Consider the following 14,758-nt stretch of genomic DNA (forward strand, 5'->3'; position numbering starts at 1 on the left):
GCCTTCCCACCGCCAGCGAAGCCCTTCCAGCGAAGAACCGCCTCGCAGAGGCTCTCCCCACCACCGACCAACCCCTCCGGACAGAGAGCCGCCTCACCGCAGACGGCCTCCCCGCCACCGGCGAACCTCTCGCGGGACTGGACCCGAACGGCCCTGGGGCCGGCAACGGCGACGTGAGCGGATCCGATGGGCCGGCCGACGTTCGCGAACTGCGCTGCGCGGGCGGCTCTGGGGGCGAGGGCGGCGCTGGTGAGGCGCGGCCGAGGGTGGATGTGGTGGGTGGGTGTCTGCTGGCGTTGGCGCTCGGGTTGCTCGTCGTCGGGTTGTACAACCCCGACCCCGCGCATGCCGTCCTCCCGCCCTGGGGGTGGCCGCTGATCGCGGCGGGGGCGGTGACGGCGGCCGGGTTCGTGTGGTGGGAGATCCGCTCCCCCGTACGCCTCCTCGACCTCACCGGCGCCCCCAAGACGCCGCTCCTCGCCACCCTCGCGGTCAGCTTCCTGGCGGGGGCCGCGCTGCTCGTCACCATGGTGTTCGTCCCGCTCGCCGCCCAGACGCTGCTGAGCATGGACGAGCTGGAGGGGGCACTGTTCCTCGCCCGGTTCCTCGTCTCCCTGACCGTCGGCGCGGTGCTGGGCGGCCTGCTGGCCCGCAGACTGGGCGACCGGTACGTGGCGGTGGCGGGCATGGCGGTGGCGGCGTCCGGTTACGCGCTGATGAGCCGCTGGCCGCCCGACCTGGCGGACGCGGGCCTGGCGCTCGACCGCGATCTCGTCATCGCCGGTCTGGGCCTCGGCCTGGTGATCGCGCCGGTCTCCTCGGCGGTGCTGCGGGCCAGTACGGCCTCCCAGCACGGCGTGGCGTCGGCGGCCGTCGTCGTGGCCCGGATGATGGGCATGCTGATCGGCATCGCGGCGGTGTCGGCGTGGGGCTTCCACCGCTTCCAGTCGCTGACGGCCGACCTCGACACGCCGCTGCCGTTCGGCGTGGACCCGGAGACCTACCAGCAGCGGCTGGCCGACTACACCGCCCAGGTACAGGCCGCCCTGCACACCGAGTACACCGAGATGTTCCTGGTCACCGCCGTCGTCTGCGTCCTCGGCGCCGCCGTCGCCTTCCTCGTCCCCCACCGGCCCCGCCCAGCTTGAGCGACCCCGCCGATGGCCTGGCCCGCCCCGGCCGCGAAGCGCGCGCCATCCCCTCCCGCAACAGCACGCCCGCGCGCAGAGCATCAACCCGACGCGGACGCCCGACCGCCACCTCACCGCTCGGTCGACACGAGCGCGAACCGCAGCCGCGGCCCCGGGCGCAGTGGTCCGGGGCCGCGGCGGCCTCCAAGCCTCAAAGCCCTCAAGCCTCAGAGGTTTCAAAGCCCTCGAACCCTCAAGGCCGCAAGGCCGCAAGGCCGCAAGGCCGCGGAGTGTCGGCTCAGGTCACGGCGAGAGGCGGTGGAGGTCGCGGGGGAAGGCGGTGGTCTGGCGGATGTTGGCGGCCCCTGTCAGGCGCGCCGTCCACCGCTCCAGCCCGAGCGCGAACCCCCCGTGCGGCGGCATCCCGTACCGGAACGCCTGCAGATACCCCTCGTACGCATCCGTGCCCTCGCCCCGGGCGGCCAGGGCGCGCACGTAGTCGTCGTAGCGGTGCAGCCGCTGCCCGCCCGTCACCAGCTCCAGCCCGCGGAACAGCAGGTCGAACCCGTTGGAGTAGCCGGGCCGCGCCGGGTCGGGGTGGGTGTAGAAGGGCCGTTTGGCCATCGGGTAGCCGGTGACGAAGAGGAACTCCGACCCGTGCTCCTTCAGCGCCCACTCCGACAACCACCGTTCCTGCTCCGGCGACAGGTCGGGCTCGTCGGACGACGTCAGGCGCCGCGCCTCGGCGAAGTGCACCGCCGGGATCTCGGCGGGCACCTCCGGCAGCGTGACCCCGAGGAGGTCGAGGGCGGCCGGGGCGCGGCGGCGTACCGACTCCAGCATGCCCGCGACGGCCTCCCGCAGCACCGCCATCACGTCCCGGTGGTCGCGCACGAAGCCCAGCTCGGCGTCGAGGCTCGTGTACTGGGCGAGGTGGCGTACGGTGTCGTGCGGTTCGGCGCGGAAGACGGGCCCGACCTCGTAGACCCGCTCGAACACCCCCACCATGGCCTGCTTGTAGAACTGCGGCGACTGCGCCAGGTACGCGGGCCGGCCGAAGTAGTCGATGCCGAAGACGTTCGCGCCCGACTCGGTGGCCGAGCCGACGATCTTCGGGGTGTGGATCTCGGTGAAGCCGAGCCGGTCGAGCGTCTCACGGAACCCGGCCACGCTCGCGGCCGAGATCTCCAGGGGCGCCCGCAGCATCGGATGGCGCAGGGCGACCGGCGCGTGGTCGAGCACCGTCGGCAGGGCGGCCGAGACCACGGGACGGTAGAGGTCGAACGGCGGCGGCGCGCTCGGCCGCGCCAGCACCTCGATCTCGGGTGCGACCAGTTCGTAGCCTCCGGGCGCCTGGGAGCCGGCGGCCACCGTACCGGTGACCTGGACGACGCTCTCCTCCGCGGGCAGGTCGCCGGACGCGGCCACCGCCTGGGCCAGGCCGCTGCGGTCTCTGACGATGAGGAAGGACACGGACTTCAGCCGCCGGCGGCGATAGACCCAGCCGGCGATCGTCACTCGTTGCCCGGCGTGCTCTGCGAGCTCCGCCGACAGGACACGAGAGATCATTACAGCTCCTCTGAGGAAGTGCATGACCCCTTGGGAGTGCGGGGGAGAAGGGAGCTCCCGGTGCCACCGCACTTTCGCCGCCTCGCGAAGGAGGCGGCCTCGAAGGACCCTGTGACGGGGGTCAGACCGGCGGGGCATTTCCTCCCCGCACTCGGGAGTGTCTTCACCGGCGGGGCGCGGGACCGCCTTCGCAGCTACCGGCGGCTCTCTGGACCCGTGGGGCCCGCTGGCTACTCGTCTCCGTCAACGTGTTGCCGCCGATCCTACGATCACCCGGGGACCGGCGGCAAAACGATTACTTCTCCTTCTTGCCGCGCTTCTCGCGGATCTTCATCGTGACCTCGATGGGCGAGCCGGCGAAGCCGAACTCCTCACGGATGCGCCGTTCGATGAAGCGCCGGTAGGTGTCCTCCAGCCAGCCGGAGGTGAACAGCACGAACTTCGGCGGCTCGACGGACGCCTGCGTGGCAAAGAGGATCTTCGGCTGCTTGCCGCCCCGGACCGGCGGCGGCGTCTGCTGCACCAGCTCGGTGAGGAACGCGTTGAGCCGCGCCGTCGGCACCCGCGTGGACCACGAGTCGAGCGCCTTCTCCAGCGCCGGCACCAGCCGGTCGACGTGGCGGCCGGTCTTGGCGGAGATGTTGACGCGCAGCGCCCACGGGGTGCGGACGAGCTGCCGGTCGATCTCCTTCTCCAGGTAGTAGCGGCGGTCCTCGTCGACGAGGTCCCACTTGTTGAACGCCACCACCATCGCCCGGCCCGACTCGATGACCAGGCCGATGATGCGCAGGTCCTGCTCGGTGAGCGGCTCGCTGGCGTCGATCAGCACGACAGCCACCTCGGTGCGCTCCAGGGCCGCGCGGGTGCGCATGGCGGCGTAGAAGTCGGCGCCCTGCAGCTCGCGGTCGCGCCGCCGGATGCCGGCCGTGTCGACGAAGCGCCAGGTGCGCCCGCCCAGCTCGACCAGCTCGTCCACGGGGTCGCGGGTGGTGCCGGCCATCGGGTCGACGAGCACGCGCTCCTCCCCCGCCAGCTTGTTGAGCAGGGAGGACTTGCCGACGTTGGGCTTGCCGAGCAGCGCCACGCGGGCGGGCCCGCGCTGCGCGTCGAACGTGACCTCGGGCGTCTCGGGCAGCGCGTCGAGCACCACGTCGAGCAGGTCGCCACTGGAACGCCCGTGCAGGGCGGAGACCGGGTACGGCTCGCCCAGCCCGAGCGACCACAGCCCGGCGGCCTCCAGCTCCAGCTGCTGGTTGTCGACCTTGTTGGCGGCCAGGATGACCGGCTTGCCGGACTGCCGCAGCACCGAGCCCACGATCTCGTCGGCGTCGGTCGCGCCCACGGTGGCGTCGACCACGAACACGATCACGTCGGCCAGCTCGACGGCGACCTGGGCCTGCTCGGCGATGCGCAGGTTCATCCCCGTGGCGTCGGGGTCCCAGCCGCCGGTGTCGACCACGGTGAAGCGGCGGCCACGCCAGTTGGCCTCGTACGTGACGCGGTCGCGGGTGACGCCGGGGACGTCCTCCACGACCGCCTCGCGGCGGCCGATGATGCGGTTGACCAGCGTGGACTTGCCGACGTTGGGCCGCCCCACGATGGCGACGACGGGCAGCGGGGCCTCGTCGCCGTGCTCGGTGATCTCGAGTTCGTCGAGGTCGGCCTCGACCCAGTCCCCCGTAGACACGATATTTCGTCCTTAATGTGAGTCCCGCACCCGATCGGGTCAGGTGCGCTCGTGTATCTGGTCGCGGCCACTCAGGGAAGCCTGATCCGCGACCAGCCTCAGCACCTCGGCGATGACCTCGTCGAGGGTCAGCGCGGTGGTGTCGAGTTCGACGGCGCCTGCCGCCATCGACAAAGGGTCGGTCTTGCGTGTCGAGTCGAGCGTGTCGCGCCGGGCCATGGCCTCCTGCTGCGCCTCCACCGTCGAGCCGGCCACCTCGGCGCTGCGCCGGCGGGCGCGGGCCTCGGGGCTCGCCGTCAGGTAGACCTTGACGGAGGCGTCGGGGCAGACGACCGTGCCGATGTCACGGCCCTCGACGACGATGCCGCCGGCGCCGATGATCTCGCGCTGCAGCGCGACCAGCCGCACCCGCACCTCGGGCACGGCCGCGACGACGGAGACCGCGCCGGTGACGTCGGCCTCCCTGATGGGGCCGCCCACGTCGACGCCGTCGACGTGGATGGTGGGGCCGTCGGGGTCGGTGCCGGGCTCGATGGACGGCTCCGCGCAGCGGGCCGCGATCGCGGCGGGATCGCCGAGGTCGACGCCCTCGCGCAGCATCCACCAGGTCATCGCGCGGTACATCGCCCCCGTGTCGAGGTAACGCAGGCCCAGCGCGCGGGCGACCCCACGCGACACGCTCGACTTACCCGACCCCGAAGGACCGTCCATGGCGACGACCAGACCGGTCACGGCCTCTCCCTCTTCACGTTTTGTCCGACGCGAAGAGGCTACCGTGTCCCGCTCGGTCGGCGATCCAGCCGCCACGGATGACTAAGGGGCCGGCGGGCGGTAAGTGACACCGTGTGAGAAACGGACCCCGGGTCACGGTGGTGGTGGCGACCAAGGACAGACTGCGGACGCTGACCCGTACGCTGCCCCTGCACCCGCGCCCGGTGATCCTCGTGGACAACGGCTCGGCCGACGGCACGCCCGCGTTCGTCCGCCGTCATTTCCCCGACGTCGAGGTCGTGGAGGCGGGCGTCAACCTGGGCGCGCCCGCGCGCAACCTCGGCGTCGAGCTGGCGAAGACGCCGTACGTGGCGTTCGCCGACGACGACTCATGGTGGGCTCCGGGGGCGCTGGAGCGGGCGGCCGACGTGCTGGACGCCCATCCCCGGCTGGCGGTGCTGGGCGCGCGCGTGCTGGTCGGCCCGCAGGAGCGGCTCGACACGGTGTCGGAGCAGATGCGCGACTCGCCGCTCGGCACGGAGCCGGACCTGCCGGGGCCGAGCGTGCTGGGGTTCCTGGCGTGCGGGGCGGTGGTGCGCCGGGACGCCTTCCTGGAGGCCGGCGGGTTCGACGACGTGATCTTCTTCTTCGGCGAGGAGGAGCGGCTGGCGGTGGACCTGGCCGCGAAGGGCTGGGGGCTCGCGTACGTGGACGACATCGTGGCCCACCACCATCCCTCGCCGCCGAAGGACCCGCGCGCCCGGCAGGTCCTGGCCACCCGCAACGCCGTGCTCACCGCGGTGCTGCGCCGCCCGTGGGGGGTGGTGGCACGGCGCTCCCTGGACGCCCTGCGGCGCGGCCCGGCCGGCTGGGAGGGCCTGCGCACGGCGGTGCCGCGGCTGCCCCGGGCGCTGGCCGAGCGGCGGAGCCTGCCGGTCGAGGTGGAGCGGGCGCGCCGGGTCCTGGAGCGGTCCAAAGGCTGACGGGGCACGTCGTTACCTCCCCCGGGGTGAGGGCAGCAAGGGGGGTATGAGCACTGCACCGAATCCGATCGACCTGCAGAAACACCTCAGCGGAGTGGACTACCCCGCGAGCAAGCAGGATCTTGTCCAGGCCGCCCGCGACCACAACGCGAGCAACGAGATCGTCCAGGCTCTGGAGGCCATGCCCGACCGCGAGTACGACGGCCCGAACGCCGTCAGCGAGGCGGTCACCAAACGTTAGACATCATGAGGGCGCGGCGGCCTCGGCCCGCCGCGCCCTTTTCCCGTCATCGGGCCCCGGCGGTGAGCGCGAGCGCCCGTACGGGCATCAGACCCCGCTTGAGCAGCCGGAACGTCGGGAACGGGCTGTTGCTCACCGTCTCCTTGTAGGCCACGGCGAGCCGCCCGGTCAGGTACCACCGGCGCGGGCTGTCGTCCGGCCGGGTGAACTGGATGACCGCGTCCCGCCGCCCCAGGCTGACGGGCTGGTGGAAGTAGCCGAACCTGAACGGCCTGGGCGCCCTGCCGCGCAGCTCGCCGGCCAGCACGTCGCCCGCGTGCAAGCCCATGGGGACGCCGCTATGGCAGGTGCCGTGCAGGACGCCGAACGGCAGGCTGACCGCGGCGGCGTCGCCGACGGCGTACACGTCCGGGTGCGACACCGAACGCAATGCCGCGTCCACGACGATCCGGCCGCGCGGGTCGACGCTCAGCCCGGAGGCGGCGGCCAGGGGCAGTCCGCGGGTGCCGGCGGTCCAGAGCGTGGCCTCGGCGTCGAGGTGTTCGCCGCCGGCGAGTTCGACGCCGCCCGGCAGCACCTTCGTCACCTGCACCCCCGCGCGCACCTCGACGCCGAGCCGTTCCAGCGACCTGCCCAGGTACGCCCGCGCGCCCGGGCCCATCATGGCGCCCGGCCGTTGCCTGCTCAGCAGGACGACGTGCGGCGAGGGTGGGACTCGGCGATCTCGGCGGCCGACTCGACGCCGGTGAGCCCGCCGCCCGCCACGACCACCGTGCCGCCGGCGAGGGAGCCGAGCCGTTCGGCGAGCCGTACGGCCTGGTCGTGGGAGTCGTAGACGTACGCGTGCTCGGCCACGCCGGGGACCGAGGCGTCGGTGACGGCGCCGAGGGCGTAGACGAGCTTGTCGTAGCCGAGCACGCGGCCGTCGTCGAGCCGGACCTCCCGTCCCGCGGGGTCGAGCGCGGCCACCCGGCCCACCACCGGCTCGACGCCGGAGCCGGCGACCACGTCGGCGAGCAGGTGCTCGGCCGGCCGCTGCCCCGCCGCCGTCTGGTGCAGGCGGAGCCGCTGCGTGAATGTCGGCGAGGCGTTGACCAGCGTGACCCTGCCGCCCGTGCGACGGGTCCCGCGCGCGGCCCGCAGAGCCGCCGCGACGCCGGTGTAGCCCGCGCCCAGTACCAGGATGTGCGTCATCTTCCGTGCCTCCTCAGGTCGTTCGCCGGTGAAGACGGATCGAGGAGGCGCGGACGTGACATCGGCTCCTAGGGGACCTGCCAGCCCCGCTCGTGCAGGGCGCGGGTGAGCGTGACGGCCGCGCCGGGCTCGACCGACAGCTCGGCGATGCCCAGGGGCAGGCCGGGGGCGTGCTCCAGGCGGACGTCCTCGACGTTGACGCCGACCTCGTCGCACGCCTGGAACAGCCGGGCCAGCTGACCGGGACGGTCGCCGATGACGACCTGGACGACGGCGTAGGCGGGGGCCGGGCCGCCGTGCTTGCCGGGGATGCGGTCGTGGCCGGCCACGCCGCGCTTGAGCAGCTGGACGATCTCGTTGGTGGCGGTGCCGTCGCCCTCGGCCAGGGCGCGCAGGGCGCTCGCGGCGTCGGCCAGGTCACCGGCCACGGCCTCCAGGACCTCGGCGACCGGGGAGGCGTTGCCCGACAGGATGCCCAGCCACAGGCCGGGGTCGCTGCCCGCGATGCGCGTGACGTCGCGTACGCCCTGGCCGGCCAGCCCGAGCGCGACGTCGGTGGCGTCGGCCAAGCGGGCGGCGACGGCGCAGGCCGCCACGTGGGGCGCGTGGGAGACCACGGCGACGGCGCGGTCGTGGTCGGTGGCGCTCACCTCGACGGCGTTGCCCCCGCACAGCTCGATCAGCCGCAGCACGGCCGCCCGCGCCTGCGGGTCGGCCTCCTCCGTCGGGCACAGCGCCCACGGCCGCCCGAGGAACAGGTCGGCCCTCGCCGCCCCCGGGCCGGACTTCTCACGCCCGGCCAGCGGGTGCGAGGCGACATACGACGACAGGTCGCAGCCCAGCTGGGCGGCCCGGTGGATGGGCTCGGCCTTCACGCTCGCGACGTCGGTGTAGAACCGGGCGGCGTCGATCCGCTGCAGCTCCAGCAGCTCGGTGGCCACGTGGGCCGGCGGCACCGCGATGACCGCCAGATCGGCCCGCTCGACCGGCTCGGCGCCGTCGGGACGCCACTCCTCGCCCGCCCCGAGCTCCCGCGCCAGCCGTACGGCTCCCGGATCGCGGTCGGCGAGCAGCACCCGCACGCCGCGCTTGCGCAGCGCCAGCGCCGTGGACGTGCCGATGAGGCCGGTGCCGACGACGAGCACGGTTCGTAGATCCATCACGGTTCCTGGGTTCGTGGGCGTGCCCCGCCCGCATGATCTGTTTTGCGCAGCTTACTGCGCGATGTCCTGCCTCAGCGCCACCGCACCCCGCAGATAGACATGCTGCATCTCCGAACGCGGACGGTCCGTCTCGACGTGGGCCATGAGACGGACGACGCGGGGCAGCGCGCCGGGCACGTCGATCTCGGTGCAGCAGATCAGCGGCACCTCGTGGAAACCCAGCTTGCGCGCCGCGAGCGCGGGGAACTCCGCCGTCAGGTCGGGGGTGGCCGTGAACAGCACGCTGATCACGTCGTCGGTGGTGAGCTCGTTACGCCCCATGATCGCGTTGACCAGCTCGGTCGTCCCGGCGATGATCGAGTCGCGGTCGTTGGCGTCCACCTGGATCGCCCCGCGGATCGCCCGCACCATGTGGAATCGTCCCCTTCAATAGCCGGAGAGCCCGTGCAAAGTCCGCACGGGCTCCTGCGTCCGGCCAGATTACAACTTCACCGCGGCGTACAGGTCGCCGACCTCCTTCAGGGTCAACGCCCTGACCGTGCCCGGCTTCGTCCGGCCCAGCTTCACCGGACCGAACTCGATCCTGGCCAGGTCGATCACCCGGTGGCCGACCTCCTCCAGCATCCGCCGTACGACGTGCTTGCGGCCCTCGTGCAGGACGACCTCGACCAGGGCCTGCTGGCCGTGCTCCTGCACGACGGTGAAGCTGTCGGCCCTGGCGATGCCGTCCTCCAGCTCGACGCCCTGCTTGAGACGGCGGCCGAGGTCGCGCTCGATCGGCCCCGGCACCTTGGCCCAGTACTTCTTCTGCACGCCGTAGCTGGGGTGCGTCAGCCGGTTGGCCAGCTCGCCGTCGTTGGTGAGCAGCAGCAGGCCCTCGGTCTCGGTGTCGAGCCGGCCCACGTGGAACAGCCTCGGCGCCAGCTCCTGGACGTAGTCGGCCAGGCACGGGCGGCCCTGCGGGTCGTCCATGGTGGAGACGACGCCGATGGGCTTGTTGAGGGCGTAGTAGACCAGGTCGGGCGCGGTCGGGATGCGCTTGCCGTCGACGTGGATGACCTGCTTGGCCGGGTCGACCTTGGCGCCGAAGCGGCGGACCACCTGGCCGTCCACGGTGACGCGGCCGTCGCCGATCATCTCCTCGCAGGCCCTGCGGCTCGCGACGCCCGCCTGGGCGAGCACCTTCTGCAGCCGCACGCCGTTGGGGACCTCGGTGGTGTCGCGCTCGTCGGTGTAGCCCTCGGGGTAGAGGTCGCGGTCGCGGATCGGCTGCCTGTTGGCCTTCACGCGGGCCTGCTGCGGGCTGCCGACCGGCCGCGGCGACTCCTGCCGCCTGCCGCCGATGGTCTGCACGTCGTCACGGCGAGGCGTGCGCGGGGCGCGCCGGTCCTCGCGGGGGGCCCGCTCGCCGGCGTCGCGCCTGCCGTAGCGGGCGCGCGTCGAGCTGACGCCCGCGGCGTCGTCCCGCCGCCCGCCACGCCCGGCCCGGAACCCGCTCCGGTCGTCCCTTTCGGTACGCTCCTCACGCCCGTACCGGTCCGGGCGCTCACCACGGCCGTACCGGTCGTCCCGGTCGCGTGAGGGCCGCTCGTCACGGGCGTACGGGTTGTCGCGGTACCCGCGGTCGTCACCACGCCGGCCGCCCGCCGAGAAACGGTCGCCGCGCGCGGGCCGGTCATCACGCGAGAAGCGGTCACCGCGCGGACCGCGATCGTCACGCGCAGGACGCTCGCCACGGGCGAAGCGGTCATCGCGCGGACCGCGGTCGTCGCGCGCAGGACGGTCATCGCGCGCGAAGCGGTTGTCACGTGGACCGCGGTCATCACGCCCAGGCCGATCGTCACGCGAGAAGCGGTCGCCGCGCGGACCGCGATCATCGCGCGCAGGACGGTCGCCGCGCGTGTAAGCACGGTCGTCGCGCGCGAAGCGGTCGCCGCGCGGACCGCGATCGTCGCGCGCAGGACGGTCACCACGGCTGAAGCGGTCATCGCGTGGGCCGCGGTCGTCGCGGGTGTAGCCGCGCTCGGTGTCGCCGTCGCGCCGGCCGTACCGGGCGCGGGAACCGCCCCGGTCCGCGCGGAGCGCGTCGCGTCCGTCGCGGGCTCCGCCGCGGAAGTCGTCCCGGCGGGAGGCGTCGCGTCCACCGGCGCCACGCGAGTCGCCCCCGCGGTAGTCGTCGCGGCGGGACGAGCCTCGCCCGGCCCCGCCTCGGTAGCCCTCGTCGCGGTGGCCGCCACGGGCGTTGTCGTCACGGAAGTCGTTGTCACGGAAGCCGCCACGGCGGGCGCCGTCGTCACCGCGGGAGCCCCCGCGGTTGCCACGGGCGTCACCGGAGCGGAAGGCGGGACGCCCGTCTCGGCCGGAGCCGCCGGTACGTCCACGACCGCGTCCATCACCGGACGGGGTGCTGCGCCTGTTGATCACTGTGTTGTCTCCTCGAGGTTCTCCACGTCGTCGGGGAGGAAGGGCGCGAGCTCGGGGAGCTCGCTCAGATCCCGCAGTCCCAGACGTTCAAGGAAGTATGAGCTTGTCCGGTAGAGCACTGCCTGGCTCTCCGGGTCGGTGCCGGCCTCCTCGACCAGCCCCCTGGCGACGAGCGTCCTCATGACGCCGTCGCTGTTGACGCCGCGGATGGCGGCGACGCGGGCACGGCTCACCGGTTGCCGGTAGGCCACGACCGCGAGGGTTTCCAGCGCGGCCTGGGTCAGCCGCGTCTGCTGGCCGTCGCGTACGAACCGCTCGACCAGGGGCGCACAGTCGGCACGAGTGTAGAAACGCCAGCCGCCCGCCACTTCTCTCAGATCAAAACCCCGCCCGGAGGCGGTGTATTCCGCAGCCAGGCCCCGCAGGGCCGCGGCGACCTCATGGGTGGGCCGCTCCAGCACCTGCGCGAGCGTCACCTCGGCGACGGGCTCGTCGACGACCATCAGGATCGCCTCCAGCGCCGCCTCCAACGACGGCCCCGCGACGGCATCCCCATCATCGTCGAGGGACATGTCCTCCCCCGCAGACGGCTTCTCCCCGACGATCCCCGTCGCCTCGGCGGAATCGAAAGCCTCGCTCGGTTCCAGGAAATCGGAAGCCACGCTGGGCTCGGCGTCCTCTGCCGGGTCCACGACTTCGGCCACCGGCGCCTCACCGGGGGCGGAGCCGGGTTCGTCCTCGGGCTGGTCGGCCTCCACGCGTGGGACGGTCGGCTGGACGAGGGAATCCGGGAGGGTCATCCAAGCCGGCAGCGGAGGGTCGGAATCCGGGGACTTGCGGGGGTTGGGCAGGGGGTTGTCGTCAGTCATCAGATGGTCTCTCCGCGGATTCCTCGTAGTCGTCGCCCACCGCGACGTCCCCGTCGTCGGAGCCGGTCCAGGTCACGTGCAGATCGCCCAGCGGCTCGACCTGCTCGAACGACACCGCCGACTCCCGGAACAGCTCCAGCACCGCGAGGAACCGAGCGATGACCTCGAAGGTGCCCTCGCAGTCGGCGACCAGCGCCCGGAAGGTGGCCCGCCGCAGCCGGCGCAGGTGCATGACCAGGATGGCCGCCTGCTCCTTGACGCTCGCCACCGGCTGGTAGATGTGACCGATGCTGACCGTCGGCGGCAGCTTCGGCGTGAACGCCTTGGCCGCGATGCGGGCGAGCTGCTCGGGCCCGATGCCGAGGACGAGCTCGGGCAGCAGGTTGGCGAACTGCTCCTCCATCGGCACCGTGCGGGGGAAGCGCAGCGCCTCCTCCGCCATCCGCCCGGCGAAGATCTTCGCCACCTCTTTGTACGCCTTGTACTGCAGCAGCCGCGCGAACAACAGGTCGCGGGCCTCCAGCAGCGCGAGGTCCTCTTCGTCCTCCACCTCGCCGGTGGGCAGCAGCCGGGCCGCCTTCAGGTCGAGCAGGGTGGCCGCCACCAGCAGGAAGTGGCTGGTCTGGTCGAGGTCCCACTCGGGACCCCGGGACCGGATGTAGGCGATGAACTCGTCGGTGACCTTGGAGAGCGAGACCTCGGTGATGTCGAGCTTGTGCTTGGCGATGAGGCCGAGCAGCAGGTCGAACGGGCCCTCGAAGACGTCCAGGTGGACCTGGAAGCCCTGGGGTTCGGTCTGCTCTGCGGTCACCTGGCCATTGTGGCAGGCGCCGGCCAGCGCGAGAGCACTTCGCGGGCCAGCTCACGGTAGGCGTTCGCGCCGAGCGATGACGGGTCGAACGTCGTGATCGGCTCACCGGCGACCGTGGCGTCAGGGAAACGCACCGTACGGTTGATCACCGTGTGGAACACCTTGTCGCCGAACGCCTCGACGACCCGGGCCAGCACCTCGCGGCCGTGCAGGGTGCGGGCGTCGTACATGGTGGCGAGCAGGCCCTCGAGCTCGAGGTCCTCGTTGAGCCGCTCCTGGACCTTGGAGATCGTGTCCATCAGCAGCGCCACGCCGCGCAGGGCGAAGAACTCGCACTCCAGCGGCACCATCACGCCGTGCGCGCAGGTGAGCGCGTTGATCGTGAGCAGGCCCAGCGACGGCTGGCAGTCGATGAGGCACACGTCGTAGTGCGGCAGCAGCGGCTTGATCACGCGGCCGAGCACCTGCTCGCGGGCGACCTCGGTGACGAGCTGGACCTCGGCCGCCGACAGGTCGATGTTGCTCGGCAGCAGGTCGAGACCCTCGACGCCGGTTTCGATCAGGACATCTTCAGCGGTGACGCCGCGCTCCATCAGCAGGTTGTAGACGGTCAGGTCGAGCTGGAGCGGGTTGATGCCCAGGCCGACGGAGAGCGCCCCCTGCGGGTCGAAGTCGACCAGCAGCACCTTGAGGCCGTATTCGACGAGTGCGGCCCCCAGGTTGATGGTGGTCGTGGTCTTGCCGACGCCGCCCTTCTGGTTGACCATCGCGACCACGCGCGCCGGACCGTGCACCGCTGGGGGCACCGGCTCGGGGAACACCGGTCTCGGCCGTTGCGTCGGGCCCAGATTGACGCCGTTGGAAGGCGCGTTGGTCTTCGTGTCGCCCCAGGGGTTGTCGGGGGTCCCCGGGGTCGAACCCTTGGTCGTCACAGTCACCAGCTCGAACCTCCCTGACGATCCCGAACCGGACCGTCCGGACGGACACTATGGCGTCGCCACTTAACGCGGCAAGGCGGCACGCCGGGGGGTCGGCGTACGCCCAAAGACTATAGATCACTGCCGGGCACGCGGATGCGCCGCGGCGTAGACCTCTCTGAGCTTGTCGACCGTCACCAGGGTGTAGACCTGCGTGGTCGTCACCGAGGCGTGACCGAGCAGCTCCTGGACCACCCTAACGTCCGCGCCGCCGTCCAAGAGATGGGTTGCGAAGGAATGCCGGAGTACGTGAGGGCTTATCCCGTCGAGTCCCGCTCGTTCGGCGGCGGCCTGGAGCACCTCCCAGGCGCCCTGCCGGGTCAGCCGTCCGCCGCGCGCGTTGAGGAAGACGGCGGGCGTGCCGCGCCCGTGGGCGAGCAGGCCGGGACGGGCGCGTACGAGGTAGGCGTCGAGGGCGGAGCGGGCGTAGCGGCCCAGGGGGACGACGCGGGTGCGGCCGCCCTTGCCGCGCAGGCGCACCTGGTCGTCCTCGAGGTCGTCCACGGCCAGCCCGACGGCCTCGGAGATGCGGGCGCCGGTGCCGTACAGGACCTCGAGGAGGGCGCGGTTGCGCAGGGTCAGCGGCGCGCCGTCGGGACCGGAGGCGGCGATGAGCCGCTCGACCTCGTCGACGGCGATGGCCTTGGGCAGACGGCGCGGCTGGCGCGGCGGGCGTACGTCGTGGGCGGGGTCGTGGCTCGTGACGCCTTCGCGCAGGGCGAAGCGGTGCAGCCCGCGCACGGCGGAGACGGCGCGGGCGGCGGAGCTGGCGACGAGGGCGGGGTGGTCGCCGTCGCCCTCGCGCAGCGCCGCCAGGAAGGCCTGGACGTCGTCCGCCCCCACCTCGTCGAGCCGCAGGCGCCCGCGGCCCCGTAGGTGCTCGACGTATCGGCGCAGGTCACGGCGGTAGGACGCGAGCGTGTTGGCAGCCAGGTCCCGTTCCACCGCGAGATGGGCGAGATAGCTGGAGAGCACTGCCTCCACGAACAGGTCCTTCCG

Annotated in this window: 15 protein-coding genes; 3 read left to right on the plus strand and 12 right to left on the minus strand. The window is 72.6% G+C overall.

Annotated features, from left to right (window positions below; translation table 11 throughout):
- Positions 1 to 275: 275 nt before the first annotated feature.
- Complete coding sequence (locus tag C1J01_RS24250; protein WP_181448938.1) at positions 276 to 1,148, plus strand: MFS transporter; 873 nt, start codon at positions 276 to 278, stop codon at positions 1,146 to 1,148.
- A gap of 285 nt (positions 1,149 to 1,433) precedes the next feature.
- On the opposite strand, the gene aspS is transcribed toward C1J01_RS24250, so the two are convergent.
- The 3 genes from aspS to cmk form a co-directional block, all read right to left on the minus strand.
- On the minus strand, positions 1,434 to 2,699 hold the full coding sequence (gene aspS / locus C1J01_RS24255) for an aspartate--tRNA(Asn) ligase (protein WP_111181275.1): 1,266 nt from the start codon (positions 2,697 to 2,699) through the stop codon (positions 1,434 to 1,436).
- A gap of 295 nt (positions 2,700 to 2,994) precedes the next feature.
- The gene (der, locus tag C1J01_RS24260; RefSeq protein ID WP_111181276.1) at positions 2,995 to 4,386 is read right to left on the minus strand and encodes a ribosome biogenesis GTPase Der; all 1,392 of its coding nucleotides are present in this window, start codon (positions 4,384 to 4,386) and stop codon (positions 2,995 to 2,997) included.
- A gap of 39 nt (positions 4,387 to 4,425) precedes the next feature.
- The gene (gene cmk, locus C1J01_RS24265) at positions 4,426 to 5,118 is read right to left on the minus strand and encodes a (d)CMP kinase (protein ID WP_235854633.1); all 693 of its coding nucleotides are present in this window, start codon (positions 5,116 to 5,118) and stop codon (positions 4,426 to 4,428) included.
- Between the two features lie 113 nt (positions 5,119 to 5,231).
- Between cmk and C1J01_RS24270 the strand changes: the two genes are divergently transcribed.
- Both C1J01_RS24270 and C1J01_RS24275 read left to right on the plus strand, forming a co-directional pair.
- The gene (locus C1J01_RS24270; protein ID WP_235854634.1) at positions 5,232 to 6,080 is read left to right on the plus strand and encodes a glycosyltransferase family 2 protein; all 849 of its coding nucleotides are present in this window, start codon (positions 5,232 to 5,234) and stop codon (positions 6,078 to 6,080) included.
- A 46-nt stretch (positions 6,081 to 6,126) separates the two neighbouring features.
- On the plus strand, positions 6,127 to 6,321 hold the full coding sequence (locus C1J01_RS24275; RefSeq protein WP_111181278.1) for a DUF2795 domain-containing protein: 195 nt from the start codon (positions 6,127 to 6,129) through the stop codon (positions 6,319 to 6,321).
- 46 nt (positions 6,322 to 6,367) lie between these two features.
- On the opposite strand, the gene C1J01_RS53170 is transcribed toward C1J01_RS24275, so the two are convergent.
- From C1J01_RS53170 to C1J01_RS24315, 9 genes are all read right to left on the minus strand, one after another.
- Positions 6,368 to 6,985 (minus strand): NAD(P)/FAD-dependent oxidoreductase, encoded by a 618-nt coding sequence (locus C1J01_RS53170; RefSeq protein ID WP_268958741.1) that lies wholly within the window; start codon positions 6,983 to 6,985, stop codon positions 6,368 to 6,370.
- A 20-nt stretch (positions 6,986 to 7,005) separates the two neighbouring features.
- Entirely contained in the window at positions 7,006 to 7,515 is a 510-nt protein-coding gene (locus C1J01_RS53175) for an FAD-dependent oxidoreductase (protein WP_268958742.1), read from the minus strand.
- A gap of 68 nt (positions 7,516 to 7,583) precedes the next feature.
- Positions 7,584 to 8,675: a prephenate dehydrogenase gene (locus C1J01_RS24285; protein ID WP_111181279.1), complete on the minus strand. Its 1,092-nt coding sequence runs from the start codon at positions 8,673 to 8,675 to the stop codon at positions 7,584 to 7,586.
- 54 nt (positions 8,676 to 8,729) lie between these two features.
- On the minus strand, positions 8,730 to 9,089 hold the full coding sequence (gene aroH, locus C1J01_RS24290; RefSeq protein WP_111181280.1) for a chorismate mutase: 360 nt from the start codon (positions 9,087 to 9,089) through the stop codon (positions 8,730 to 8,732).
- 69 nt (positions 9,090 to 9,158) lie between these two features.
- Positions 9,159 to 11,102, minus strand: coding sequence for a pseudouridine synthase (locus C1J01_RS24295; protein WP_235854635.1), 1,944 nt, complete (start codon positions 11,100 to 11,102; stop codon positions 9,159 to 9,161).
- Positions 11,099 to 11,674: an SMC-Scp complex subunit ScpB gene (gene scpB / locus C1J01_RS24300; protein ID WP_111181296.1), complete on the minus strand. Its 576-nt coding sequence runs from the start codon at positions 11,672 to 11,674 to the stop codon at positions 11,099 to 11,101. The genes C1J01_RS24295 and scpB overlap by 4 nt, the downstream gene beginning before the upstream one ends.
- A gap of 289 nt (positions 11,675 to 11,963) precedes the next feature.
- A complete protein-coding gene (locus C1J01_RS24305; protein ID WP_111181281.1) occupies positions 11,964 to 12,782 on the minus strand; it encodes a segregation and condensation protein A in 819 nt (272 codons plus the stop codon).
- Positions 12,779 to 13,714 (minus strand): ParA family protein, encoded by a 936-nt coding sequence (locus C1J01_RS24310; RefSeq protein ID WP_438943130.1) that lies wholly within the window; start codon positions 13,712 to 13,714, stop codon positions 12,779 to 12,781. Before C1J01_RS24310 ends, C1J01_RS24305 begins: the two co-directional genes overlap by 4 nt.
- Positions 13,715 to 13,837: 123 nt before the next feature.
- Complete coding sequence (locus C1J01_RS24315; protein WP_111181283.1) at positions 13,838 to 14,743, minus strand: site-specific tyrosine recombinase XerD; 906 nt, start codon at positions 14,741 to 14,743, stop codon at positions 13,838 to 13,840.
- Positions 14,744 to 14,758 lie beyond the last annotated feature (15 nt).

The organism is Nonomuraea aridisoli (assembly GCF_003236395.1).
Classification (GTDB): Bacteria; Actinomycetota; Actinomycetes; order Streptosporangiales; family Streptosporangiaceae; genus Nonomuraea; species Nonomuraea aridisoli.

Excerpts from the sequence above, each read along its gene's own strand:
- C1J01_RS53175 (WP_268958742.1), bottom strand. The coding sequence starts at position 7,515 with ATGACGCACATCCTGGTACTGGGCGCGGGCTACACCGGCGTCGCGGCG.
- C1J01_RS24285 (WP_111181279.1), bottom strand. The coding sequence starts at position 8,675 with ATGGATCTACGAACCGTGCTCGTCGTCGGCACCGGCCTCATCGGCACG.
- aroH (WP_111181280.1), bottom strand. The coding sequence starts at position 9,089 with ATGGTGCGGGCGATCCGCGGGGCGATCCAGGTGGACGCCAACGACCGC.
- C1J01_RS24275 (WP_111181278.1), top strand. The coding sequence starts at position 6,127 with ATGAGCACTGCACCGAATCCGATCGACCTGCAGAAACACCTCAGCGGA.
- scpB (WP_111181296.1), bottom strand. The coding sequence starts at position 11,674 with ATGTCCCTCGACGATGATGGGGATGCCGTCGCGGGGCCGTCGTTGGAG.
- C1J01_RS53170 (WP_268958741.1), bottom strand. The coding sequence starts at position 6,985 with ATGATGGGCCCGGGCGCGCGGGCGTACCTGGGCAGGTCGCTGGAACGG.
- aspS (WP_111181275.1), bottom strand. The coding sequence starts at position 2,699 with ATGATCTCTCGTGTCCTGTCGGCGGAGCTCGCAGAGCACGCCGGGCAA.